A 24239-nucleotide genomic window follows, 5' to 3' on the forward strand; every position below is an offset into this window, starting at 1 on the left:
ACGAGGAGGGGAGAAAACGTGGCCTCTACGGACCCCAGGGAGGGCGAATCGCGAACGGTACGCTCGCGCGGGAACCAGTCCGCAAACGGTAGCACCGTCACGCTGGGGTTGATACCCGCCCCCGAAATCCCGGAGAAGATCGCCAGGGAACTCGCGGCCGAACTGCCCCAGCTCCTCGACCGGCGCGTCGACGTCCGCCTTTCCTGGGACGTGTCGGTTTTTGTGGACCCGCTCACGGGCAGCGCGCGGGACGCCCCGGAGATCCTGGACGTCTGCCACGACCGCAGGGTGCGGGAGGGCTGGGACATGGCCGTCTGCCTGACCGACCTGCCGATCTACAGGAACGGGCACCTCGTCGTGGCCGACGCGAGCGCTTCGCGGGGGGTCGCCGGGCTCTCGCTGCCGGCCCTGGGGACGTTCAGGCTGCGTTCCAGGGCCAAGGAGGCGACCCTCCGGCTCGTCGAGGAGCTGCACGCCAGGATGCTCGGACCCGAGGAGAACGCCGACACGTCCGGGCGACGGGAGGGCGGGTTCCTCGCCCCGTACCGTCGGATAGAGCCCCCCGACGAGGACATGAAGAACATGGGCGTGGACGTGCGTTTCGCCGCCCCGAGGGTGAATGGACACCCGCGGCTTTTGGCCGGCATGGTCCTAGCCAACCGGCCCTGGAAGCTCTTCCCCAGCTTCAAGGGCGCGCTCGCCGCCGCTTTCGCCACGGGCGCCTACGCCCTTATAACCCCGACCATCTGGACCCTGAGCGACGCGGTCGGCTGGGCCCGCCTCCTGCTGCTCATGGTCGCGGCGGTAGTGGCGATGGTCGCCTGGGTCGTCGTCGCCCATGGGCTCTGGGAACGCCCCGGGGACGGGGAGCCCCGGCGCTGGGCGAGGCTGTACAACGGCGCGACCGCCCTCACCGTGACGGCGGCGACGCTGCTCTCGTACGCCACGCTCTTCTTGCTGGTGCTCGTCGCGGCCTGGGTCTTCGTGCCGGGCGGCTACCTCCAGAGCACCCTCCGCCACCCGGTCGGCTTCGGGGAGTACCTGATCCTCTCTTGGCTCACAGCCTCGCTGGCCCTGGTCGCGGGCGCTCTGGGGTCCTCGCTGGAGGACGAGGACACCGTGCGCGAAGCGGCCTACGGCTATCGTCAGAGACGCCGCAACGAGGACGCCGACGAAGACGGGTCCGACGCGTCCTGACCCCGCCCCCTTAGCGCACCGCTGCACGCCGCAAGACGGGCCCGAGAGGGCCCGGACCGACTGTCGAGGAATTAGCGGTCCACGTCGACCGGAGACCCGTCGGCCTGGCCAGGCCCTTGCCGGTGACGACGATGGGCCCGAGAGGCCGGAGTTCGTGTCTTCCGACTCGTCCACGTGGGAGTGGTACATCCACATCACCGAGCTCGGGGCCATCGGGCCGGGGCCGGCCCGGTCCGGGATCTTCCAGGTGTAGGTGTGGGTTCCACCCGGCTCGACTATGTCGTCTGCCTTGTTCGCGCCGGAGGTTCCGTCGTTGTAGGGAGCGCCCTCGGAGTTCTTGTTGTAGAAGACGCCGTGCGGATGGACGCTCGCTGGATGGTTGGTGTTGTTCTTGAACACCACCTTTATGGTGTCCCCCACCGCCCCCCGGAGCACAGGCCCCAGCGTGCCCAGGTATTCCTCGCTGGCCGGGCGAGGCTTGAGCCTGGAGAAGCTGGCATTGGTGTATTCCCTTTAGAGGGACTTGGTGTAGACCTTGCCGATGCGGTCGGGGCCCTGCTGGGCAAAAACGTTCTCGTCCTCGCCGAAGGACTGGCCGGTGATCTGGTTGGAGCCCGTCGGCGCGTAGTCCCACTCGACCTTGTCCGCCCCTATAAAGTAGGTGCGGGTCACCGGGGCCGCCGCGGCCCGTTGCCGGGTGGTCTGGGTAGCGCCTTCTTCTTTGCCAAGCAGGGTGAACGCCACGACCGCGAGCGCAGCGAACACGAGGCCCAACAACCCTCCCACCAGCGGCCCTGACCTGCGTCGGCAAGATGCTGCTCGGCATAAGGGTCGTTCGGGAAGGCGGGGGGACGCCGGGCCTAAGGGCCGCCGTCGTCAGGACGGCGCTCCGCCTGGTGGATAGCCTGTTCGGCTATCTGGTGGCCTTCGTGACCGTGCTGGTCTCGGGCAAGAACCAACGCCTGGGAGATATGGCGGCGCACACCCTCGTGGTTCGCCGGTAACGCGGCCGGGCGGTGCGCGTGGTCCTTCGGTTCGGGCGTGTGGTCGCGGGATCTTGCCCCACCGGCAACCCCGCTAATTGGTTTATCTTGACCGGAAGATTGGTTCGGCCTGCTCAGGTCGGCGTTCCTCGCGTGGCCTAGTCTTCCGCTATGAAGCTAGAGGCGCGAAGGACGCGTCGTGTTGTAGAGAAGGGGACAAGGAGGCGCAAGATGGACGAGAAGCGCAGGCCCGTCATCGAGAGGATCCTGAAGAGGATCGAAGACCACGTGGAAGAGTACCGCGCGCAGGAGAAGACCCGTCAGGCCGAGGCGGACGCCCGCAGGGCCGAGTTGTGGGAAGAGGCTGCCGAGCGGCAACGGCTCCTCGCCGAGGCCGTCGCCGAGGGCGAAGGCGACCGGGCGTCCATCGAAGAGATGACCAAGCAGCAGCGGGTAGTCTTCGTCCTGCACAGGGAAGACCTTACCGGCACGCTGGAAGACTTCGCCGGCGAGGGTGATCGCCTGGTGAAGGTGGTGCCCGGAAAGGGCGACTTCGGCGGCGGGCGGGGAATCGAGGGCATCAAGGGCTCGTGGCTAGTGTTCGAGGCTCCTGAATAGGGGAGCGCCGGATGCGGTAGCCGGGGAGCGGATAGGGAACTTCGAACAAGGGGGCACGGCCTTGGCGAAAACCAGGTGGAGCGAACTGAGCGACAGAGAGAAAACCGCGGTCCTGACGGTAGGTTCGGTCCAGATCTCGCTGCTCCTGACGGCCCTCGCGGACATCTACCGGCGTCCGGCGGGGGAGATCCGGGGCAACAAATGGGCGTGGGTGGCCGTCTCCTTCGTCAACTTCATAGGCCCGATCTCCTACTTCACGTTCGGGCGCAAGCGGTGAAGTAGACTCAAGGAAAGACCCCGGATCTGCCGATGCTCCGGCGCGCGCGTCCGACCTCGAAAGGACGTACCACGTGAACAAGGATTACCGGCGCCGCAAGAGAACATTGGGCGTCTTCCTGGCAGCGGGCGTACTGGGCTTCGTCGCCGTCCTATTGTGCGTTCGTCTCTACGGAGAGTACCGCTGGAACGCCGGCACAAGGGAACTGCGCGGCCAACTGGACGCGGCCAAAGAGTCCATCCGGCCTCAGACGGTGGACTTCGACGAATTGGAAAGGTTGCCTGCGCCGGTCCAGCGCTACTTGGGCCGGGTGCTCGAAGAGGGCCAGCCGATGGTGGCCGAAGCAAGCGTGCGGCACACGGGCACCTTCAACATGGGCGAGACCACCGACAACTGGAAGCCCTTCACGTCCGACCAGAAGGTGATCACCCAGCGCCCCGGCTTCGACTGGGACGGGCGCGTCGAGATGATGCCGCTCCTGCCCGTGCACGTGCACGACGCCTATGTCGCGGGCGAGGGTATCCTCAACGGCTCTATCATTGGACTCTTCTCCGTGGTCGACATGGGCGGCACAGGAGAGGTGGCCGAGGGGGAGCTTATGCGCTTCTTCGCCGAGGCGGCCTGGTACCCGACCGCGTTGCTACCGAGCCAGGGGGTGCGCTGGGAAGCCGTCGATGGCCACTCGGCCCGGGCCACGCTGGCCGAGGGCGAGACCTCCATAACCATGCTCTTCACCTTCGACGAAGAAGACCTCATCGACACCGTGCGCGCGGAGGCGCGCGGCCGGACGGTAGGCGACAAGATCGTCCCTACGCCGTGGCACGGGCGCTTCTGGAACTACGAAGAGCGCGGCGGCATGCGAGTGCCGCTCGACGGCGAGGTGGCCTGGCTGCTCCCTGACGGCGCGAAGCCCTACTGGCGGGGTCATATCACCGAGATCGACTACGAGGAAGCGCTGTAAAGTATCGCAAGCCCCTTCGTAACCGCCGCGTACCACCTCGGGTACGCGGAGTTCCGCGGTCCGGAGTTGGCGAGCCCCCTGATCGGGAACGGCATCATGACGCTCGGTTACCTGCTCACCTTCAACCCGCTCACCGCGATCGGCGCGCACGCGGCCCTGCACGTGGCCTCGGTGCTGCACGGCGTGGACACCACCGTAACGCTCCCGCCCCACTACTAGCGGACCCGTGCCTCTTCCGCCCAGGATGAAGGCGCCCGCCACCAGCAGGAAGCACCGGTTGCGGGGCGGCCCGTGGAAGATGGTCGATCTTGTCCATGCGGATGGGCAAGTTTGCGCTGCCCCCAACCAGACCGCGCTGCTACCGTTCCCCCGATGCAAAGACGACCACAGATCGGACGCCACGAAAGTGGCGGGGCGAGGCCCGTGAAGGCGCGAATCCTTCTGGTCCTGGTAGCGGGCATGTTCCTCGCCAGCAGCGCCCTTTTCTCCGTAGATGCTTCGGCCCAGGAAGGGCGGCGCAGGGCCCTCCCGATCCAGAAAATCGTTTAGGCCGCCAATGCTATGCCCGCCAGGGCCATTCGGGTGACATCCAGGACCGGCTCGAACCTCGCCCCTTCGAAAGAGATTCGGATGTAGCCTTTGGGAGACGCCCGTCCGCCCAACCCGCTTCCACCGCCGCTGCCCTCGTCCGCGCCCGGAGCGTCTTCTGCGGAGCGTCCGGAGCCGTGCCCGTAACCGAGGCGGACCTCGGCCACGGGGATGACCGTAACGTCACCTTCCCTGACGGGCTCGCCGAAGACGGCGTTGACCCCCAGGCGCTCCACCGCCTTCTCTACGGGCTCGAGGTTCGGTTTCGCATCGTCTTTCATCTCACCACCTCCTACGAGTTGTATAGTGGCTCCAGGGGCTCACCGTATAGAGCAGATTGCGGGGAGGTTGGACCTCCCCGCAATCGTTGTCAGCTTTCAGCGATCAGCTCCCTTTTCTTTGGCCGATGGCTGTTTGCGTGGGTTGCGGTGGTTCAATACCACCGCAACCCACTTCAAGATATCTCGACCGCGCCGTGGCGGGCGGCGAAGATGACAGCCTGCAGCCGGGAGTGGGCGCCCAGCTTGGATAGGATGCGCGACACGTGGTTGCGCTCCGTCTTGGCGCTGATGTGGAGCCGGGCGGAGATCTCCGCGGCGTCCAGGCCCTCGGCCAGTAGGGCGAGTACCTCCCGCTCGCGGTCCGTGAGGCTTTCCAGGGCCCGGCGGGCTTCCTGCTCCTGCTCCTTGTGGGTTCCGGCGAAACGCAACAGCTCGACGACCTCCCCGAGCGGCAGGATCGTCTCGCCGGCGCCGAGGCGTCTTACGGCGTCAACTATCTCGGCCATGCTCGACGCCTTGTGGAGCAGCCCCGCCGCCCCGAGTTCGACGGCCCGGGCGATCTCGGCCCGGTCGAGGGTTGCGCTCAGGACTACGGCCTGCGCCCGCGGGTTGGCGGCGCGCAAACTGACTATGATCTCCGCGCCGTAACCGTCCGGGAGCCCGAGGTCGATAACCGCAACGTCCACCGGGGGCCCCGACGCGAGCGCCTCCCGCGCCCCGGCCAGCGACCCCGCCTGGCCCACCACCTCGATGTCCGGCTGCGCCCGCAGTACCGAGGCGACGCCCTCCCGAAACGAGGCGTGATCGTCTATCAGCAACACCCTGGCCCGCTGGGCCGGGGCTTCGGCGACGCCGTCCGCGCCGTAAGGCACCTCGGCCGTCACCCGGGTACCATCGCCGGGGGCGCCGGTGACGGTGAGGTCACCCCCCAGGGCGCGCACCCTCTCGCGCATCGCCCTGGTCCCTATCCCCGCCAGGACCTTCTCCGGGTCGAAGCCCTTCCCGTTGTCGGAGATCTCAACCCTCAGCTTCCCAACCCGGTCGGTCCCGGCGAAGACTTTGACCCTGTCCGCCTCGGAGTGCCGGCGGGCGTTCGCGAGGGCCTCCTGCACCACGCGCAGAAGCTCCTTGGAGGTCTTGCCGGGCAACTCGCCCGGGAACGATTCGTGTACCTCGAGGTCCACCCGGCAGCCCGGGTTCATCTGACGGTTGAGCTCGACGAGGGCCTCCACCGAGCGGCGGAACGGCCCGCCCGCGTCGGGCTCCAGGCTCAGGTCGTGGACGGCGGATCTTAGCCCGCGGACCGAGCGGTTCAGGGCCGCCTCGGCCTCTTTCAACCCGGCGACGCCTTTTCCTTCGGGCGTGGCCGCCGTCCCGGAGAGCTGCACCTCCTGCAGGGCGTAGGTGAGGTCCTGTAGGACCTCGTCGTGCAGGTCGCGGGCTATGCGGTTGCGTTCGGCCTCCCGGATCTCCTGCAGGGCGGCCTCGGCCTTCTTGAGCTCCGTGATGTCCGAGGCCACGCCGATCAGGCCCGCCACCTCGCCGCTGTCGCCCCGGTAAGGGGCCTTGGTCGAGAGGAACGAGCGGACCGCTCCCTTGACCGGCACCTCCTCCTCCACCCTCCGCGTCTCCCCGGACGCCATGATCTCGCGGTCGGCCTCCATCAGCGGGCGGGCAACCCCGGCCGGCAAGAATTGCGTGTCGTCCTTGCCGATGACCTCCCCGGCCGCGCACGGCCGGCCGGCTATGATCTCGGCGGCGGCGGAGTTGACCAGAACGTACCTGCCGTCCAGATCCTTGACGAAGATGGCCTCGCTGGTTCCTTCGATGACGGAGTTCAAGAGGGCGTTGCTCTCGCGCAGCTCCTCCTCCGTCTTTTTCCGGTCCGTGATCTCGTGCCGGATCGCGACGTACTGGTACGGCTTTCCCCTGCTGTTCAGGAACGGAACGATGGTCGTGTCGACCCAGTAGACCGAGCCGTCCTTGGCGCGGTTTCTGAGCTCACCCCGCCAGACGCGCCCCCGCGCTATGGTCCGCCAGAGGTCCTTTATGAAATCCTTTGGATGGAAGTTGGAGTTGACGATCCGGTGGTCCTGGCCGATAAGCTCGTTCCTGGAGTATTTGGAGATCTCGCAGAACTTGTCGTTGACGTACGTGATCCTGCCGCGCTGGTCGGTGAAGGCCACGATGGTCGACTCGTCGAGGGCGAACTTGAGGTCGGCGAGCTCCTTGAGCGTCTGATCCAGCCGCTCCCCCGATTCTTTGCGCCGCGTGATGTCGCGGAAGTAAACGGACAGGCCTTCTTCGGAGGGGTAGACGGTCACCTCGAACCAGGCTTCGAGGGGCTCGTAGTACTCCTCGAACTGTACGGTTCTTCCCTCCGCGAGCGCCCTGTGATACTCCCGGTGGAACTTGAGATCCGAGGCCTCCGGGAACTCCTCCCAGATGTTCTTCCCGAGCAACGTCTCCCGACTGCCGGACAACAACCGCTCGGCCGTCTTGTTGAGGTAGGTGAAGCGCCACCCGCGGTCGAGCGCGTAGAAGGCGTCCGTGATCCCCTCGACGACGTCCTGACCCCGCGCCCCAGACGGACGCCAACTCTCGTCGGCCTCACCCATCACCGCGGCAAAGCCGCGCAGAAGACCCGCCCCATCCCTCAGCGCAAAGACGAGCACGTTCGCCTGAAAGCCGGCACCGCGCTTGCCCACCCACGAGGCCCCCTCTTCGTGGTCGCCCGCGGTTTCGGCGCCCGTGAGGACCCGGTGCGCCACCTCGACGCCACCGGCAAGGAGGTCGGATAGGTGCCACCCGAGCACTTCTTCGGCCGGGTAGCCCGTCGCCAGGCGGGCGGCCTCGCTCCACGAGTCGACCCGCCCTTCTGCGTCGAGCGTAAAGACGGCGCGTCGTTTCATTCCTGCCCACCCCCGGCATCCACCGCCGACCCCACCGCCTCTCTCTTCGCCCGTGATCCCCCAAAAGCCCGGACGTGAAGGTAGATAAGGTCTCTCGCCCCGCCGGATCGTCTCCGGGCGGGGCTGTTTCCTACGCGTCAAGGATAACCCACGACACCGCTCGTGGGCAATATTGCCCACGGGTCGACGGGCGTTGCGCCCCCGCAAAGATGACCACCGTTGCCCACGACGGGCGGGGCCGGACGAGGGATCATACCTTCAGAAGGAAGCGAGAGTAGAGGGAGAGGCGCGATGCTCGAAACGATCATCCAGCGGGGGACCACGAACCCGGCCGAAGGATCCCGGAGCGTCGTCTCCGCGCCGCCCCCGGCCGTCGAGTGCCTGATAAACGCCCGGACGGCGGACGCCGTCTTCGTGGTGGCGCCCGACCACCGGATAGTCCACTGGGACGCCCGGGCCGAGGCCCTCACGGGGCTTTTGGCCGAAGAGGTGGTCGGCAGGCGGTGCCACGAGACTTTGCGCGGTGAGTGCGAAGGCGGAGGCCGGCTGTGCGCCCAGGGGTGCCCCGTCATGGCCCTGGCCCGCACGGGACACGCGGTCCCGAGCTACGACACGCGCATCGAGACCAGGGTCGGCGGGAGGCGCTGGGTGAACGTGAGCGTGCTCTGCGTGGACTCCGAAGAGGGTCCGTACCTGATCCACCTCCTCCGCGACGCCCAGGGGGCGCACGAGGCTCTGGAGATGGCCCGCGACCTCGTGCGGCTCTCCTCGGGCGGCGGGGAGGCCCGCGCCCCGCGGAGGGTGGACGTCCCCGATCTCACGCCGCGGCAGGCCGAGGTCCTGGCGCTGCTGGCCGGTGGCAAGTCGGCCCGCGAGATCGGCCAGGAACTCTACCTCTCGCAGGCCACGGTTCGTAACCACATCCGCGCGCTGCTCCTGGCCCTCGGGGCGCACTCGCAACTCGAAGCCCTGGCCCGGGCGCGCGAGGCGGGCCTTCTGGCCGGGTAGACGAACCGCGACCGCCACCATCGCACCCGGCGCAGAAAGGAGCAAAGAGATGACCGGAACCCAGGACGGCATCCTGCGCCCGAACAGGATCCTGCTCGCCACGGACGGCTCGTCCGACGCGGACCTCGCCGCCAGGGCGGCAACGGACCTCGCCCGCAAGATCGGCGCCGAGCTGCACGTGGCCCACGCCTGGCACCAAAACGTTCAGGGCATCGGCTACCCGGCGGTGGCGTGGGCCGACTACTCGCACCTGTACGAGCGGGAGGCGAGGAAGCTGCTCGCCTCCCAGGTGGACGCCATCGAGGCGGCGGGCGGCGCGGTGGCCGAACCGCACCTCCTGCAAGGCCGGACGATAGACGTCCTGCTCGACCTCTGTGAAGAGCTGCAACCCGGCCTGCTGGTAATGGGCAGCCGCGGCCTCGGTCCCGTGGGACGGCTGGTGGTCGGCAGCGTCTCCGAGGGCGTCGTCCACCACGCGCACGTCCCCGTGCTCGTCGTGCGCGGCGGCGAAGCGGCCTGGCCTCCCCTGCGTGTGATCTCGGGCGACGACGGCTCGGAAGGCGCCGGGCGGGCGGCGAAGCTGGGTACGAGCATCGCCGCCCTGTACGGCGCCGGGAACCTTCTCGTGCGGGCCCACCGCAACCCCCCGGAGCCGATCGGCGGGTGGAGCGCCGAAGACCGCCGCAGGCTAGACGAGGCGAGGGCGGGTATCGAGAGGAACCTCGACGAGCGGGCCGACGCCCTCGGCCGGGAATCGGGACGAAGGCCGGAGATCAGGGCGATGGATGGCGACGCCACCCTGGCCTTGCTCGTGGCCGCCGAGGATAGCGACGAGACGCGGACCCTGATCTCCGTGGGCAGCCGCGGGCTTGGCGTAATCGGGCGGGCGAGGCTCGGCAGCGTCTCGACCAACATCCTGAGGGTCGCGAGGGGTCCGGTCTTGATCTGCCCGCTTCCGAGGGAGCCCGCGACGCGGGCCGACCGCGAGGCCGCGCGCGGCGCCCAACCCGTGCGGGCGGCGCCGTGAAGGCGTCTGCCCACGAACCGGCGCGCGGAGAAAGCAATTTCGGCAGCGAGGAAAGGGCCCAGGCATGACCGAAGCGTTCCCCACGAGCATCCTGCTCGCCACGGACGGCTCCGACAGCGCGGCGACCGCGGGACGTGCCGCGGCCGACCTGTCGGCCAGCACCGGCTCGGAGTTGCACGTAGTCCACGCCTGGCATTACCCGGGCATGGTAGACCCGGCGCCGGTCCCCACCGAACTCTTCGAACAAGACGCCAGGAGGCTACTCGATAGGGAGGCCGAGCGTATCGCCGCCGGCGGCGCGGCGAGCGTCTCCCAGACTCACCTCAAAAGGGACTACCCGGTAGACGCGATACTCGGTCTCGCAGACGAGCTGGGGGTTGGCCTGATCGTCGTCGGCAGCCGCGGCCGGGGCCCGCTCGGGCGGCTCGTCCTGGGCAGCGTCTCCGAGGGCGTCGTCCACCACGCGCACGTCCCCGTGCTCGTCGTGCGAGGCGGCGAAGCAGCCTGGCCGCCGGGGCGCATCGTGGTGGGCGACGACGGCTCCGAGGCGGCGCGGGCGGCCGGAGACCTCGCGGCCCGCATCGGCAAGACCTTCGGGAGCCGGGCCGTCCTGGTGCGCGCCTCCTCCAGGCAGCCCCTCCCGATGGCGTTGCCCGAGTACGAGCAGGATCTCTACGAACGGCTGATCGAAGACAACAGGCGTATAGGCGAGAGGGCCCTCAAGGAGAGGGCAGCCGAGCTGGAAGAACTCCTCGGAACGACCCCGGAGACCGCGCTAGTGACGGGCGACGCGACGGTGACGATCCTGGAGGCCGCCGCGAGAGAACCGGCGACCCTAGTCGCCGTCGGCTCCAGGGGCCTCGGGACGGCCAAGAGGGTCATCCTCGGCAGCGTCTCGACGAAACTGCTGAGGACCACGGAGGGATCCATCCTGGTCAACCCCCGCCCGGGCGGCGACTGAAGTGTCCAGTGGAGTGCGTTGAGGCCGCAGATCCGGAGGGGTCGAAGACGATGCGGGCCATGATCCTGGATGCCCCAGGGAAGCCGCTCCGGGCCGCGGAGGCGCCGAAACCGGAGGCCGGGCCGGGACAGGTCCTCGTCCGGGTCCGGGCCTGCGGCGTGTGCCGGACGGACCTCCACGTCGTCGACGGGGAGCTTCCGGGGCCGAAGCTGCCCCTGATCCCGGGCCACCAGATCGTCGGCGTCGTGGAGGAGACCGGCGCCGGCGCGGAACGTTTCGCCATGGGCGACCGGGTGGGCGTCCCCTGGCTCGGCCACACCGACGGCACCTGCCGCTACTGCCTCTCGGGCAGGGAGAACCTCTGCGACGCGGCCCGCTTTACCGGCTACGAGATCGACGGCGGCTACGCGGAGTACGCCACGGCCGACGAGCGTTTCTGCTTCCCGATCCCCGACGGGTATCCGGACCTCCAGGCGGCACCCCTACTCTGCGCCGGCCTGATCGGCTACCGTTCCCTCCGCTTCGCCGGCGCCGCACAACGCCTCGGCCTTTTCGGCTTCGGCGCCTCGGCCCACATCGTCGCCCAGGTCGCCGCCCACCAGGGCCGCCGCACCTTCGCCTTCACCCGTCCCGGCGACGAGGAGGGACAGCGCTTCGCCCGCGAGGTCGGCGCCGAATGGGCCGGCGACTCCGACGAGTATCCGCCCGAAGAGCTGGACGCGGCCATAATATTCGCCCCCGTGGGCGCCCTGATACCGGCCGCGCTCCGGACCGTGGCGAAGGGTGGGACCGTGGTCTGCGCGGGCATCCACATGAGCGACGTCCCCTCGTTCTCCTACGATCTGCTGTGGGGCGAGCGGTCCGTCCGCTCGGTCGCAAACCTTACCCGTAAAGACGGAGAGGAGTTTCTTGCCCTCGCCCCCCAGGTGCCGATACAAACCGAGGTTGCGACCTTCCTACTCGAGGAGGCCAACGCGGCGCTCGGGGCGTTGCGGGCCGGCGAAACAAAGGGCGCCGCCGTGCTCGCCGTGGAACCTTCGGCGTGAGACCTTTGAGGCAAAGAGCCCGCGCTGATGGCAAAGGCCCTCCATCAGCCCATCACCGGGGGAAAGCCCGGGATGATCGAACGCAACCAAGCCCCGAGAGGCGGGCGGGTCTCTACAGGTTGACGGATGACCGGCGGGCTGGACAGCGGCGCGCGGGCCCCCGAGCCGGCACCGGGAGCTCTGACGAGGTTGTTCCCGGCCTACGGGTGGCTCAAGGGATACGGGCGGGAGGACCTCTCCAAAGATTTCACCGCGGCGCTGGTCATAACCGTGCTGCTGGTCCCGCAGAGCATGGCCTACGCGATGCTGGCGGGCCTGCCGCCCATCTACGGCCTCTACGCCTTGATCGTCCCGACGGTCGTCTACGCCCTGTTCGGTACCTCCAGGCACATGCCGGTGGGCCCGCCGGCATTGATGGCCCTCCTCACCCTGACGTCGGTCTCGGCCCTCGCAAGGCCCGGAACGGAGGAGTACATAGGACTCGTCCTCCTCCTCGCGCTGATGGTCGGGGTCTTGCAACTCGCCATAGGGCCCCTCGGGATGGGCTTCATCACCAACTTCATCTCCCGCCCCGTCTTGAGCGGGTTCGTCTACGCCTCCGCGGTCATCATCCTGCTCAGCCAGGCGAAGCACCTGCTCGGGATACGCCTCCCGGACGAGCCATCGACCCCGATGCTTGCCGTCGAGATCTCACGCAACATCGTCTCGAAGTACCGCGCCGCCGACATCGAAGTCCTGTTTACCCACGTAAAGCTCCAGGTCCGGGAGCCCCTCGAAACCGCCGGATGGTAAGAAAATTTCGAAAGCAGCACGAGGTACCCCACCATGAGAGACGCCCTCCGACGCATCGGCCGGCTCGACCAACAGGACACCAGCAGCACCCAAAGCCCCCACCGGAACACAGCAAGAAGGTTGCCCCTGTACCCGCAAACCCCCGGAGATTGGGCCATACGTTTATATTACTATATTGAAATATAATAATAAATAGCTATCATGAGGTCGACGCCGAACGGGTGGGTCGAGGGCGTGAAAGGAGACGGGGATGTTGTTCGAGAGGATTTACGACGAGGATCTGGCCCAGGCCAGCTACTTTATAGGTTGCCAGCGGGCCGGTACGGCTGTGGTGGTGGATCCCAGGCGAGACGTGGGGGTTTACCTGGACGTGGCCGAGAAAAACGGCATGGAGATCGTCGCCGTGACGGAGACGCACATCCATGCCGACTTTCTCTCGGGCTCGCGGGAGCTCGCGGCCGCCACGGGGGCGACGCTGTACCTCTCCGACGAGGGCGACGCCGACTGGAAGTACGGCTTCGAGGGCGAGAAGCTCCACGACGGGGGTGAGATCCGGGTGGGCAACGTGGTGCTCCGGGCGGTCCACACGCCGGGCCATACCCCCGAGCACCTCTCTTTCCTCGTCACCGACGGCGCGACGAGCGAGGAGCCCGGGTTCATGCTAACGGGCGACTTCGTCTTCGTTGGCGACCTTGGCAGGCCCGACCTGTTGGACGAGGCCGCCGGCGGGAAGGACACGCGCTTCGTGGGGGCGAGGCAGTTGTACGCCAGCCTTCGCGACAAGTTCCTGGTCCTGCCGGACTACGTCCAGGTCTGGCCGGGTCACGGCGCGGGGAGCGCCTGCGGCAAGGCGCTTGGGGCCGTGCCGGCATCGACGGTCGGCTACGAGCGGCTCTTCTCGTGGTGGGGCGCCCACCTGGAACGTCGGGACGAAGAGGGGTTCGTCGAGGCCCTTCTCGAGGGGCAGCCGGACGCGCCGGTGTACTTCGGGCGCATGAAGCGCCAGAACAAGTCCGGCCCCGCGCTGCTCGGGGAGAGGTCTGCGCCCGTCCACTACGACGCCCGCAAGCTCGGGGAGAAGCTGGAGCGGGGCGAGGTCGCGTTCATCGACACCCGGTCCCGTGAGGCCCTCGCCGGGGGTATGGTGCCCGGCGCATTGAACGTCCCGGCCGGCAGCAGCTTCGCCACCTGGGCATCGTGGGTGATAGATCCCGAAGAAGACGAGAGGCCCATCGTGGTGCTCGCCGACGACGAGGCCGACGCGAAGGCCCTGCGCGACAGGCTCTCCTACGTCGGCATCGACGGCGTGGAAGGCTACGTCACGGGCCTCGAAGGACTCGAAAAGGAGCCCGTGCCCACGATCCCACCATCCGAGCTCGACGAGATGGAAGACCCGTTCGTGCTCGACGTGCGCGCCAGGAGCGAGTACGAGGCCGGGCACATCCCGGGGGCGACGCGCCTGCACGGCGGGCGCGTGATGTGGCACCTCGACGAGCTGCCGACGGGCGGGACCATCGTCATACACTGCCAGTCCGGCGCGCGCGCAGCCGTGGTCGCCAGCGCCCTCAGGGCCGCCGGGTTCCGCTCGGTGCTCGAGCTCGAAGGCAGCTACGAAGGTTGGGAGAACACGCGCAAGCAGCGGGTCTCTGCGTAGGACGCGACCTCGTCAGGGAGGCGTCGCGGGATGGACTTTCACCCCGCGCGGAGCCTCCCGTGCGTTTCGACTTCTATACAACGGAGGCATGGACATGTACCAGAGAGAACCTGTCGGAGAAGGAGCCCACCAGGAGATCTTCCCCGAAGAGGTCGAACGGTGGCGGCGGAGGGGCGCCAGCATCGTCGACGTGCGCGAGGGCTGGGAGTACGAGCGGGGCCATCTGCCCGGCGCGGCAAACGTACCGCTCGGTGAGCTGCCCGAACGTATGGGGGAGCTAGGTAAAGGCCCTATCGTCCTCGTCTGCGCCAGCGGGAACCGTTCGGAGCAGGGCGCGCGCTTCTTGAGCCGCAGCGGCTTCGGCGAGGTGGCGAACCTCCTCGGTGGCACCGTCGGTTGGGCGCGACGCGGCCGTCCTCTGGAGTAGGGTCCGGGAGGTCTGGGCGTGTTGGAGAAGATTATCCCGGCGGCCGGCTGGCTGCGCCGCTACCGGCGCGAGGACCTGGCCGGGGACCTCTCGGCGGGCCTGATCGTGGCGGTAATGCTCGTCCCGCAGGGGATGGCCTACGCGATGCTGGCGGGCCTGCCGCCCGTGTTCGGGCTGTATTCCTCGATCATGCCCCTGTTCGTGTACGCGCTGTTCGGCTCCTCGCGCCAACTCGCCGTCGGGCCCGTCGCCATCGTCTCCCTCTTGACGCTCTCGGGCGTCTCGGCCGTGGCCGAGCCCGGCTCGGGAGAGTTCGTGGCCCTGGCCGCGCTGCTAGCGTTGATGGTGGGGGTCATCCAGTTCGGGCTCGGGCTCGTGCGGGCGGGGTTCGTGGTGAACTTTCTCTCGCACGCGGTCGTCAGCGGGTTCACCTCGGCGGCGGCGGTCGTGATCGGCCTGAGCCAGCTCGGGCCCCTGCTGGGCGTGAAGCTCGAAGCCGGCCACTCGGTCCTCGCGCAGTTGTGGGAGGCGGGTGGAAGGCTCGCGGAGGTCAACCCGGTCACCCTCGCCATCGGCGTCGGGAGCATCGCCGCGCTTGTCCTGTTCAAGAAGATCTCGCCGCGCTTCCCGGCGCCGCTCCTCGTGGTGGCCGCCTCGGCGCTGGCGGTCTACGCCTTCGGCCTGGAAGGGCGGGGGGTGGGCATCGTCGGCGAGGTCCCCGGCGGCCTGCCGGGCCTCTCCGTGCCAGCGCTCGATCCCGGCTCCGTAGTCGCCCTGATCCCCACGGCCCTCACCATCGCGTTCGTCGGCTTCATGGAGTCCATAGCCGTCGCCAAGTCCATCGCCGCTAAAGGGAGGTACGAGGTAGACGCCAACCGGGAGCTTGTGGGGCTCGGGCTCGCCAACGTCTTCGGCTCGGCGTTCTCGGCCTACCCGGTGACGGGCGGGTTCTCGCGCTCGGCCGTGAACTACGCGGCCGGGGCGCGCACGCCGCTGGCCTCGGTCATCACGGCGGGGCTCGTGTTGCTGACGCTCGTCCTCTTTACCCCGCTCTTCTACTACCTGCCGGACGCGGTCCTGGCGGTGATAGTCATGGTCGCCGTCTACGGCCTGATCGACGCGGGGGAGCCCGTACGCCTCTTCAAGGTCAAGCGGGCCGACGGCTGGGCGCTCGTCGTGACGTTCGCCGTGACGCTGCTCGTCGGGATCGAGCAGGGGATAGTCGTGGGTGTCGCCTTCTCGCTGCTGGTCTTCGTGTGGCGCAGCGCCCGGCCGCACACGACGGAGGTAGGCTACCTGCCCGAGGAGGACGTCTTCCGGAACGTGAACCGCTACCCCAAGACGAGAACCTTCCCTGGGGCCTTCATCGTGCGGGTCGACGCCTCACTCTACTTCGCGAACATGGCGTTCCTGAAGAACTGGCTCGAGGATGCGGTCTCGGCCCGGCCTGGGTTGAGCTACCTGATCCTGGACTTCTCCGCCGTCAACGACGTCGACGCGGTGGCGATCGAAACGCTGGCAGAGTTCGCCAAGGACCTCCGCTCGCGCGGGATCATGCTTCACGTGGCCGGCATGAAGGGGCCGGTGCGGGACGTCGTTGCCAGGTCGGGATGGCCGGATGGGCTGGGGCAGAACGCGTCCCACCTCTCCGTGAAGCACGCGCTGAGGCATCTGGACCTCTGGCCGGAGCCGAACGTCGCGAGACTACCCACGGCATGAGCCCCGCAAAAAGCGTGCCACCCCAGGCCCCGGCACGACCTGCGCCGTCTGGCTCCCCGCCTCGTGGCCTCGATCTGCCGGCGCCCCGTACGAAGTGGATGGTTTTGTCCAGAGCAGGGGCGAACTCGGGGGCTGCTGAATCCCAAGATGGGGACCATCGTCCGGACATCACCTCGGGCGATCAGACCCAACCGATCCAGAACCACTTTACTCAGCGAGGTTGACTTTTGGCCGTTCCACGGGGTCGCGCAAGAGGGCGACGGCCAGCACCACGACCCAGAGCATGTAGGCGTAGATGTTGACGCGCTCCCAGACCCCCATCCACGGCGTGGGCCCGTTTGTCGCGAGTTGCGGGGCGTCCAGTCCCGTCAGGAGGCCGCCCACGAGAAGGAGCAGGATGGTCCCGATCGAATAGAAGCGGAACCGATTCCCGAACGCCGCGGCCCCGGACCCCAATGCCAGCAGCATAAAGAGGACGCCCGCGAACGTGAGGGTTCCGTGCATGGTGTCGGTGAGCGTTGCCTCGACCCCGCGCAGGTGCATCGGGAAGTAGAGCGTCACCACCAGGCCGAGCACCTCCTTCCCGGCCAGCCCGACCGCCGCGAAGCGCAGGGCGCGCTTGCGGCCGGCCGATAGCCAGACGCCGAACCCGAACGCGATCACGAGCGCGCTGTACGCGACGAAGAGGGGAACGACGAGCGGCCTCGTCGGGGCATCGATGGCGATCAGCTCGCTGACGGTCTGGGAGGCGGAACTGTAGCCTTCCCACTGCGCGGGCGAGAGCACGACCGTAGCGACGTAGACCAGCGAAGAGAGGATGCCGCAGACGAGCAAGACCTTTCGTGCCATCGTTTATCCCCTTCCGCTGTTTACTTGTTCCTCTTTAGTCGCCCTATCAAGCCACTCGCCTCCGCAGCGATTCCCGCGAGAGTCGCCCGCCGTTGGCCGCGGCGGCCGTCGCGACGAAGGCCCACAGCGCGGCGGCCAACACCAGGTACGAGGTCAAGAGGGGGATTCCTCTTGCCGGAGGCAGGAGGATCAGGGGCAAGCTCGCCGTGAGGCTCGCGTGCATGAGCATCGCCACGGGCAGGCTGCGGGTACGGTCGTGGACCCACACCATGAGCACCCTGTAGGCCGGCAGCACCCCCACGTAGAAGAGGAGCTGGGGAAGGAAGAGGAGCAGGGAGAACGCCCCGGTGGAGGTGCCGCTTCCCCAGAGGGCCACGAGGAAGTGCCACGCTCCCCACACGAGGCCCAAGGTGAGCCCGGTGGCGAGGATGCCGTACCGTAGCCTCAGCCCGGGCACGGCGAACCCCGTCCAGCCCAGCTCCTCGAACACGCCCGCCGCCAGCCCTCCCGCGATACCGACGAGTAAAAGGGTGGCCTTGTCGTCGGATGTGAATGCCGCGGGGAGGAATACCGGGGAGGTTAGCGAGAGCGCAAGGAGTACCGCCGTTGCCAGGAGCGGGGCGGTCAGGAGCGCCACCGCGTACCAGCGAGCGCCCACCCGCCATTCGAGCAACCGGTATAGAAGGTCGCGAAGGCCCGCCCTCCCGTAGACGAGGCCGGTCAAGAGGATGCCCGCCACGCTGGGGCCGACGAGCATCGCCAGGACCACTAACGGGAGCAACGCCTCGGTTTGCTCAGTGGAGCCCGGGATCCTGCCGGGACCGACCACGACGAGGACGCCGCCCCACGAGATGGCGAACGCCAGGACAAAGTAGGCCGCCACCGGGTGCCTCTCGATGGAAGACCTTATGGCCGTCACGACACCCTCCTTTCCGGCCAGAGGTATGTTCGGTACCAGAGTGCTACAGAGAAGATGCGCTGCCATGGTTCACCTTGACGTTTACAATGGTCAATCCTGATCAAATCCTCGATTAGGCGGCCACCAGGACCAGCCATCGGGTTGCCCAGAGGCCGCGCCTCTCCTGTATCGAGCGCGCAGGTATTCCGCAGCAGGACTTACGGTGCACCGCCGCCGGCCATCTCGACGGCGTTCCGGGTCCACGGGCGGGGACGCCTTTAGAGCGGCTCCTTTACTGCCGATCCCGTGGCACGCACGCGCCGGACAAGCCACGGCCAGGTTCGAGGAGCCCGGGACCCCGGGGGTTCCGCCGTCCTGCTACGCGGTCTCTTGCCCAGTGGTGGCGGGTGAGAAGCCCTCCAGTTCGCCGGAGAGGCGTTGTTGCAGGGAGCCGCAGACCAGGTCGCACAGATCGTAGACGGTATCGTCCGTGATCCTGTAGAAGGAGCTAGTCCCCTGCTTGCGCCGGCCCACCACCCCGGCGTCGAGCAGCAGACCCAGATGCTTGCTGACGTTTGCCTGCAACCCTCCGGTCTCCCCTACAAGATCCGAGACCGTCTTCTCCCCGCCCATCAAGGCCCGCAAAAGCTTCAGCCTCATAGGCTCCGCCATGACCTTGAACCGCTCGGCAACCAACCACAGAGCGTCGTCGGAGAGCCTCTCCATCCTAGTGCCCGTTCCCAATCTCGCCTTCCCTGCCGATCGCCGACCGCCCGACTCACGGCGGATTGTACCATTGCCGCATGGCAATAGAGTGTTGAAAGGACGGACGGGTGCCGGAACCTATCGTCGGTGCAGGGTCGTGAAGACGTAGACGACGGCCGCGACCAGCAGCGCGGCGAGCGCCGCCCACAGCAGCAGGGCGAAAAGCCCGCCGCCCATCATGCCGCCGCCCATCATGCCGTAGCCCGTGGCGTTCTGGAATAAGCCGACGAGCAGCAGCGCCAGTAGCGCGCCGCCCGCCGCGCCGAGCAGGACCTTCAGGTAGTCGCTCATGGGGTTACTCCTTTCTCTCTCGCCGGAGACGCACCTCCGGGTGCGGCCTCACTTCGCCAGCAGGCCGCTCATGGCCTTCAGGCCTGCCTCCATGCCCTTCCAGGGCACCCCGGCGTGGAACGGGTTGCCGAGGCCGAAGCGGAACGGCAGGTAGTAGGCGAGCATCTTCTTGCCCAGCCGCCAGGCCGGGTACGAGCCGACCTTGTAGGCTTCCGGCGCGTCCGGGTCGACCTCGATGGGCCTCTCCGGTACGCCCGTCAGCCTGAGCGGCACCTGGGCAAAAGTCGCCTTGTCGAACTGCTCCATCACGCACATGCTGGTCGGCTCGAAGGCAAGCTCCGGCTCCACGCCGAGCACGCGGGAGGAGATGTGTTCGGCCGCCGCGTCGGCCTGGAGGAAGGCCAGGAAGGCCTGTTTGACCGGGAAGTTGCCCGCGTCGCCCACGGCGTAGACGTCCGGGTGGCCGACGACCTGTCGGGTGCCGAGCTCCGTCTCTACGAAGCCCCGGTCGTCGCCCGGCAGCGTCGGGTAGTCGACCTCGGCCACGTAGGGGGAGAAGGTGATCAGGAGGTCGTACGGAAGTGTCTCGCCGTTGGTGTAGTGGACCTCGCCGCTTTCGACCTTCTCGGCCGCGTATTCGGTGTGACCTGCGACTACCCGGCGCTCGAACTCGCCGGTAACGACCTCGTGCAGCCTGGGGCCGAAGGCCTGGATGTAGGTCTGCTCGTAGGTGGACCAGGTGAGATCCACGTTGGCGCGGACCTTCTTGCGCCGGAGGTGGGTGTCGAGCATGAAGACGAGTTCGTAGAGCGGGCCCGCGCACTTGTTGTTCGGGGCGACCAGGAAGAGGACCCTCTTGTGTTCGCCGCGCCGCGCGGCCTCGATCAGATCGTAGAGCGCCAGCCTGAGGCGCAGCATCTCGCGCGGCGTCCAGATGGTCTGGGCGTTCTCTTTGAGGCCCGGCACCTCCTCCGGGCGCATGTCGGCGCCGGTGGCGACCACCAGGAAGTCGTGGGGGATCTTGCGGCCTCCTTCGGTGGACACGGTCCTCGCATCCGGGTCTATCTCGCGCGCGCGGTCCTCGACGAAGGCTATGTTCTTGCGGCGGGTGGGCCGCTGTAGGCCCACCTTCAACTTGTCCGGGTCGAGGCCGAAGGGGATGTAGATGGTGTTCGGCTTGAACAGGAAGTAGTCCCGGTCGGAGACGAGGGTTATGTTCGCCCGGTCCTCGAGCTTCATCCGCAGGTAGAAGGCCGCCTCCAGGCCGCCGAAGCCGCCGCCAAGGACGGTTATGTTGGTCTTGCTCCCGTTCAGCATCGCCGATGCTCCTTTCGATCATCTAGAAAGAGGGCCGGCCTCCCCGGAGGCCGGCCCTCTTTGCCCCACCTACGCGGTGGTCGCGCCACCGGCCTGGCTTCCGCCGCGGCGACCGCGGAATGCCCTGCCCGGGGCTCCGGGGACACCGAGGAAGGGGAGCGCCCACCGGTCGAGGCCCCAGTACCCGGCGACCCGCCAGGACAGCATGAGCCCGATCGCCAGGATGAACATCAGCGGGTTCGCGCCGGCGGTTCCGGCGAAGATAAAGCTCGCGTTCATGAAGCCGCCGAAGAACGCGGCGATGCCGGTGAAGAGGCCGAAGATCAGGCCCAGACCCACCGCTATCTCGCCGAAGACGACCAGGTAGGAGAACAGGGCGGCGTTGGGCATGACGACGCCCTCCAGGAATCCCGCGTACCACTGGGTGACCTGTGGGTGCTCGCCCGTGGTCTGGGCGATCGCGCCCTGCGCGAAGCCCTGGACGGCGCCGCCCGCGCCCTCGCCGATCCAGCCGCCCTCCGTGACCTTGCCCCATCCGGCCAGCAGCCAGAGGGCGCCGAGGTAGACCCGGGCGATCAACCACACAGGCGCCATCCGCGTGTCCGCGAACAGGAACCTGGTTATGTTCGGCTCGGGGACCTGAGTCTCCCTCATATTCGTAGCCGCGCTCAACGTCGCTCCTCTCTGTTGGGGGCGGGCCGCCCACGGCCCGCCCCTTTACCGTCTCAGTGCTGGGGCGACCCTCGGTGGCGCCCTTCGGGCGCGACGCCCTCCAGGTTCTTGCGCCCGTCGAAGTAGCCGCCGATCAGCGGCCCGACCAGGCAGAAGTTGAAGACCCCGGCGGCCACCGGCACGAAGCCGATCAAGCCGACGACCGTCCCCGCCGTACCCCCGATGACGAAGAAGCCGATAAGGATCAGCGCCAGTCCCGCAACCGCCCGGATGACCCGGCCCGTCGGCGTGGACATGAACCTTGCGAACGCCATTTCGGCACCTCCTGGTTAGCCGACGTTCTCTCTGATCCAGAGTCTATTCTGGGGGAGTCTTCCGACCCTGAGCATCCTTGCCCCTTCCGCTGGTCAGGATTGACTATTCACCCATAACTGCGCCTCGTTCCCCGCGTGGCGCAAGGGGCGAACGGCGGCCGAAAAGGTCCGAACCTCGCGGGACTGCCTCTTGCCGAAGACGTTCCCGCCGGATGAGAACGCCGCCCGGCGGAACGCGCCGGCGAAGGAGGTCCTGTTCGTGCCGGGCCACGTTCGGGGATGCCGCCGGGACCGCCCCGGGTCGCCTCCTGCGTCGGACCGTGACGGCCCGTATAATCGTGACGTAAGGCACTTGCTCTTGCGCGTCAGCCGGGTGGGTTTCTGGTGCCGTCGCCGGGGCGACACGGGATACTCTTTCGGACGGGGAGGGTGGTTGTGGATCGGGCACTGCAGCGGGCGGACGCGGGCCACGGACACCGCAAGCTGGCCGTGGGTTGGTTCTCTTTCACCTGTTGCGAGGACAGCACCATCCTCCTGGCGGAGCTATTGAACGACCACCTCGACGAATGGACGAAAGTGGTCGAGTTCCGGCACATGAAGACGCTCAAGTCCAGGAACTCTATGGAGGACCTCGACGTGGCGTTCGTCGAGGGGGCGATCTCTTCGGATTCACAGGCCGAAGAGGTGCGGCGCATCCGGGAGAACGCGCGGTACGTGGTGGCGATAGGCGCCTGCGCCTGTACCGGGAAGCCTTCGACGAGCCGCAACCAGTTCGTCGACGAGCAGATAAACGAACGCATCAGGTGGTACCTGGACCACTTCGACTACGGCAGGGACGTGAAGCCCCTGGACGGTGTCATAAAGGTCGACGACATGGTGCGCGGTTGCCCGATGAAGGTGCAGTCTTTCGAGCAGACGTTGAACAAGTACCTGGAGCTGTTCGAGGTTACCCGGCATGGCTAACAGGAACATAGTCATAGACGCCATCACGAAGATCGAGGGCAACGCCGGGCTCGAGGTGGTGGTCGAGGACGGGGCGGTCAAGGACCTGCGGTTCAAGATCACGGACTACAGGCGGTTTTTGACGGTGGCGGCCAGGGGCAAGCGGACCGTCGCGGTCCCGTCTTTTCTCTCCCGCATCTGCGGCACCTGCTCCGTCTCCCACCTCTTCGCCTCGCTGATGGCGATAGAGAGCGCGCAGGGTATAGAGGTTACGGAGCAGACCAGGACGCTTCGCCGGCTGGCTTACGACGGGCTCATGATCCGGGACCACGCCCTGCACCTGTATTTCTTCGTGCTGCCCGACGTCCTCGGCGTCGATTCGATCTTCGACATCCCGGACGACCCGGGCTCCTTGGGCCACACGCTCCTGCGCGACTCGTTCGACATCAAGCGCCTCGGCACGGATATATCCAACGCCGTCGCGGGCGCCGCGATCCACGCCCCCCTTCCGACCGTGGGCGGGTTTCTGAGGAACCCAGATCAGACGAAGTTCCCCGACCTGGCCACGCGCCTGGAAGCCGTCCGCCCGCAAGTGCTGAGGGGCATAGAGGCGTTCCTGGAGTGGGACGCGAGCCTCGTCCGAAACTCGGACTACCTGTGCCTCCGGAACGACGAGCGGTTCGATTTCCTCGAAGGGGACGTGCTGAACTCGAACGGCGAGAGGGTCTCCGAGTCCCGGTTCGCGGACTACCTGCAGTACGTACGAATCCCCCACTCGCAGGCGGAGGGCTACCGGTTCTCCGACACCCAGGAGGACTACCTCGTTGGCGCGCTCGCGCGGATCAACCTGAGCCGGGACATCCTCCACCCGAGAACGCGGGCCGACGCGGCTGACGCCCTCTCGGCCTTCCCCTCCGACAACATCTACCACAATAACCTCGCCCAGGCCGTCGAGGTCCTTCACTGCGTGGACGAGGCGATAGACATCCTGAACACGATACGGGTGGCCGACGAGGGGCCCGTGCGAGATCCCGCGCGGTCCGGCAGGGGCGTGGCCCTGATCGAAGCCCCGCGGGGCCTGCTCTGCCATTCTGCGACGGTAAGCGACGAAGGAATAGTCGAAGACTACGACGTGGTGGTTCCGACGGCCCAGAACCAGATAAACATCGAAAACGACCTGAGGTACCACTTCGAACGGAACCTCGACAAAGACGACGACAGCCTGAAGCTGGACGCCGAGGGCATCATCCGCGCCTACGACCCCTGCATGTCCTGCGCCACCAACTTCCTCAAGATGGACCTGACGCGGAGGTAGTCGATCTCCCCCTCCTGGGGCAAGCCGATAACCGCGACATCCCCCACCCTGCCTATCTTCTTGAGGTACCTGAGCTGGAAGGCGAGGTCGAAGTCGTGGACGGTCCCGCGGGGGGATAGGGCGAACCCGTGTATCTCGTCGTCCGGGATCAGGGCCACGCCCGGTATCCCGCGGACCGTATCGAGGATCACCACGCGGTCTTCGCCCGCGAAGGGGACGTCCTCGTTCGGTTCGACGAAGACGAACGAGACGTCCCCCATGGTGCCCTTCAAGTGTTCAGCGACCTCTATCGCCTTACTATCTTCCGGGACGTCCGGGTTTCCGAGAACATAGACCTTCATCCGGCCTCGATCCTAACCGCGGGGCATGGATCGTGCCACGGGCCGAATCCCGGGGGTCCCCCCCGGGGGTCCCCGGGCCCGTAC

27 protein-coding genes and 1 pseudogene are annotated in these 24239 nt (G+C 67.5%); 16 read left to right on the forward strand and 12 right to left on the reverse strand.

All coding sequences use genetic code 11. The annotated features are described in order from the left end of the window. Positions 1 to 18: 18 nt before the first annotated feature. Positions 19 to 1197 (forward strand): hypothetical protein, encoded by a 1179-nt coding sequence (locus GBA63_RS23815; protein WP_166179195.1) that lies wholly within the window; start codon positions 19 to 21, stop codon positions 1195 to 1197. Positions 1198 to 1389: 192 nt separating this feature from the next. On the opposite strand, the pseudogene GBA63_RS24560 reads toward GBA63_RS23815, so the two are convergent. Both GBA63_RS24560 and GBA63_RS20570 read right to left on the reverse strand, forming a co-directional pair. After that, positions 1390 to 1632 (reverse strand): annotated as a pseudogene (locus GBA63_RS24560) (multicopper oxidase domain-containing protein); the annotation flags it as partial. 78 nt (positions 1633 to 1710) lie between these two features. After that, the gene (locus tag GBA63_RS20570; protein ID WP_166179197.1) at positions 1711 to 1971 is read right to left on the reverse strand and encodes a cupredoxin domain-containing protein; all 261 of its coding nucleotides are present in this window, start codon (positions 1969 to 1971) and stop codon (positions 1711 to 1713) included. A 38-nt stretch (positions 1972 to 2009) separates the two neighbouring features. On the opposite strand from GBA63_RS20570, the gene GBA63_RS20575 reads away from it, so the two are divergent. The 5 genes from GBA63_RS20575 to GBA63_RS20595 all read left to right on the forward strand — a co-directional run bounded on the left by GBA63_RS20575 (position 2010) and on the right by GBA63_RS20595 (position 4255). Further along, the gene (locus tag GBA63_RS20575) at positions 2010 to 2201 is read left to right on the forward strand and encodes an RDD family protein (protein ID WP_166179199.1); all 192 of its coding nucleotides are present in this window, start codon (positions 2010 to 2012) and stop codon (positions 2199 to 2201) included. Between the two features lie 210 nt (positions 2202 to 2411). Further along, positions 2412 to 2798 carry a hypothetical protein gene (locus GBA63_RS20580; RefSeq protein ID WP_166179201.1) on the forward strand — a complete coding sequence of 129 codons (387 nt, stop codon included), beginning with the start codon at positions 2412 to 2414 and terminating at the stop codon, positions 2796 to 2798. 61 nt (positions 2799 to 2859) lie between these two features. After that, positions 2860 to 3075 (forward strand): PLD nuclease N-terminal domain-containing protein, encoded by a 216-nt coding sequence (locus GBA63_RS20585; RefSeq protein ID WP_166179203.1) that lies wholly within the window; start codon positions 2860 to 2862, stop codon positions 3073 to 3075. A gap of 73 nt (positions 3076 to 3148) precedes the next feature. Next, positions 3149 to 4036, forward strand: coding sequence for a DUF6920 family protein (locus GBA63_RS20590; protein ID WP_207956960.1), 888 nt, complete (start codon positions 3149 to 3151; stop codon positions 4034 to 4036). Between the two features lie 66 nt (positions 4037 to 4102). Then, on the forward strand, positions 4103 to 4255 hold the full coding sequence (locus tag GBA63_RS20595) for a hypothetical protein (RefSeq protein WP_166179205.1): 153 nt from the start codon (positions 4103 to 4105) through the stop codon (positions 4253 to 4255). Positions 4256 to 4581: 326 nt separating this feature from the next. Here GBA63_RS20595 and GBA63_RS20600 read toward each other — a convergent pair whose 3' ends face one another. Further along, positions 4582 to 4905 (reverse strand): spore germination protein GerW family protein, encoded by a 324-nt coding sequence (locus GBA63_RS20600; protein WP_166179207.1) that lies wholly within the window; start codon positions 4903 to 4905, stop codon positions 4582 to 4584. Between the two features lie 173 nt (positions 4906 to 5078). Next, positions 5079 to 7817, reverse strand: a complete 2739-nt coding sequence (locus GBA63_RS20605) for a PAS domain S-box protein (RefSeq protein ID WP_166179209.1) — start codon at positions 7815 to 7817, stop codon at positions 5079 to 5081. A gap of 291 nt (positions 7818 to 8108) precedes the next feature. Between GBA63_RS20605 and GBA63_RS20610 the strand changes: the two genes are divergently transcribed. From GBA63_RS20610 to GBA63_RS20645, 8 genes are all read left to right on the forward strand, one after another. Continuing rightward, positions 8109 to 8825 (forward strand): helix-turn-helix transcriptional regulator, encoded by a 717-nt coding sequence (locus GBA63_RS20610; protein ID WP_166179211.1) that lies wholly within the window; start codon positions 8109 to 8111, stop codon positions 8823 to 8825. Positions 8826 to 8874: 49 nt separating this feature from the next. Further along, positions 8875 to 9852 (forward strand): universal stress protein, encoded by a 978-nt coding sequence (locus tag GBA63_RS20615; RefSeq protein WP_166179213.1) that lies wholly within the window; start codon positions 8875 to 8877, stop codon positions 9850 to 9852. A gap of 64 nt (positions 9853 to 9916) precedes the next feature. Beyond that, entirely contained in the window at positions 9917 to 10813 is an 897-nt protein-coding gene (locus tag GBA63_RS20620; RefSeq protein WP_166179215.1) for a universal stress protein, read from the forward strand. 50 nt (positions 10814 to 10863) lie between these two features. Then, positions 10864 to 11859, forward strand: coding sequence for a zinc-dependent alcohol dehydrogenase family protein (locus tag GBA63_RS20625; RefSeq protein WP_166180450.1), 996 nt, complete (start codon positions 10864 to 10866; stop codon positions 11857 to 11859). Between the two features lie 189 nt (positions 11860 to 12048). Then, positions 12049 to 12651, forward strand: a complete 603-nt coding sequence (locus GBA63_RS20630; RefSeq protein ID WP_228282201.1) for a SulP family inorganic anion transporter — start codon at positions 12049 to 12051, stop codon at positions 12649 to 12651. A gap of 250 nt (positions 12652 to 12901) precedes the next feature. Continuing rightward, positions 12902 to 14305: an MBL fold metallo-hydrolase gene (locus GBA63_RS20635; protein ID WP_166179218.1), complete on the forward strand. Its 1404-nt coding sequence runs from the start codon at positions 12902 to 12904 to the stop codon at positions 14303 to 14305. Between the two features lie 94 nt (positions 14306 to 14399). Next, the gene (locus GBA63_RS20640; RefSeq protein ID WP_166179220.1) at positions 14400 to 14732 is read left to right on the forward strand and encodes a rhodanese-like domain-containing protein; all 333 of its coding nucleotides are present in this window, start codon (positions 14400 to 14402) and stop codon (positions 14730 to 14732) included. 18 nt (positions 14733 to 14750) lie between these two features. Then, on the forward strand, positions 14751 to 16451 hold the full coding sequence (locus tag GBA63_RS20645; protein ID WP_166179222.1) for a SulP family inorganic anion transporter: 1701 nt from the start codon (positions 14751 to 14753) through the stop codon (positions 16449 to 16451). Between the two features lie 207 nt (positions 16452 to 16658). Here the strand turns inward: GBA63_RS20645 and GBA63_RS20650 are convergent, their stop codons facing one another. From GBA63_RS20650 to GBA63_RS20680, 7 genes are all read right to left on the reverse strand, one after another. After that, entirely contained in the window at positions 16659 to 17300 is a 642-nt protein-coding gene (locus tag GBA63_RS20650; protein WP_166179223.1) for a DUF998 domain-containing protein, read from the reverse strand. Positions 17301 to 17346: 46 nt separating this feature from the next. Next, positions 17347 to 18219, reverse strand: a complete 873-nt coding sequence (locus GBA63_RS20655) for a CPBP family intramembrane glutamic endopeptidase (protein WP_166179225.1) — start codon at positions 18217 to 18219, stop codon at positions 17347 to 17349. A 357-nt stretch (positions 18220 to 18576) separates the two neighbouring features. Continuing rightward, the gene (locus GBA63_RS20660) at positions 18577 to 18942 is read right to left on the reverse strand and encodes an ArsR/SmtB family transcription factor (RefSeq protein ID WP_228282205.1); all 366 of its coding nucleotides are present in this window, start codon (positions 18940 to 18942) and stop codon (positions 18577 to 18579) included. Between the two features lie 99 nt (positions 18943 to 19041). Continuing rightward, positions 19042 to 19254, reverse strand: coding sequence for a hypothetical protein (locus GBA63_RS20665; protein ID WP_166179227.1), 213 nt, complete (start codon positions 19252 to 19254; stop codon positions 19042 to 19044). A 48-nt stretch (positions 19255 to 19302) separates the two neighbouring features. Continuing rightward, positions 19303 to 20571, reverse strand: coding sequence for an NAD(P)/FAD-dependent oxidoreductase (locus tag GBA63_RS20670; protein ID WP_166179229.1), 1269 nt, complete (start codon positions 20569 to 20571; stop codon positions 19303 to 19305). A 69-nt stretch (positions 20572 to 20640) separates the two neighbouring features. Continuing rightward, positions 20641 to 21225 (reverse strand): DoxX family protein, encoded by a 585-nt coding sequence (locus GBA63_RS20675; protein ID WP_166180454.1) that lies wholly within the window; start codon positions 21223 to 21225, stop codon positions 20641 to 20643. A gap of 71 nt (positions 21226 to 21296) precedes the next feature. Next, positions 21297 to 21557, reverse strand: a complete 261-nt coding sequence (locus GBA63_RS20680; RefSeq protein WP_166179231.1) for a YgaP family membrane protein — start codon at positions 21555 to 21557, stop codon at positions 21297 to 21299. A gap of 435 nt (positions 21558 to 21992) precedes the next feature. On the opposite strand from GBA63_RS20680, the gene GBA63_RS20685 reads away from it, so the two are divergent. Then, complete coding sequence (locus tag GBA63_RS20685) at positions 21993 to 22520, forward strand: NADH-quinone oxidoreductase subunit B family protein (RefSeq protein WP_166179233.1); 528 nt, start codon at positions 21993 to 21995, stop codon at positions 22518 to 22520. Further along, the gene (locus GBA63_RS20690; protein WP_166179235.1) at positions 22513 to 23814 is read left to right on the forward strand and encodes a Ni/Fe hydrogenase subunit alpha; all 1302 of its coding nucleotides are present in this window, start codon (positions 22513 to 22515) and stop codon (positions 23812 to 23814) included. Before GBA63_RS20685 ends, GBA63_RS20690 begins: the two co-directional genes overlap by 8 nt. Here the strand turns inward: GBA63_RS20690 and GBA63_RS20695 are convergent. Next, positions 23754 to 24155 (reverse strand): hypothetical protein, encoded by a 402-nt coding sequence (locus tag GBA63_RS20695; RefSeq protein WP_166179237.1) that lies wholly within the window; start codon positions 24153 to 24155, stop codon positions 23754 to 23756. The genes GBA63_RS20690 and GBA63_RS20695 overlap by 61 nt on opposite strands. Between the last annotated feature and the right edge of the window lie 84 nt (positions 24156 to 24239).

Origin of the sequence: Rubrobacter tropicus (assembly GCF_011492945.1) — a bacterium.
GTDB lineage: Bacteria > Actinomycetota > Rubrobacteria > Rubrobacterales > Rubrobacteraceae > Rubrobacter_D > Rubrobacter_D tropicus.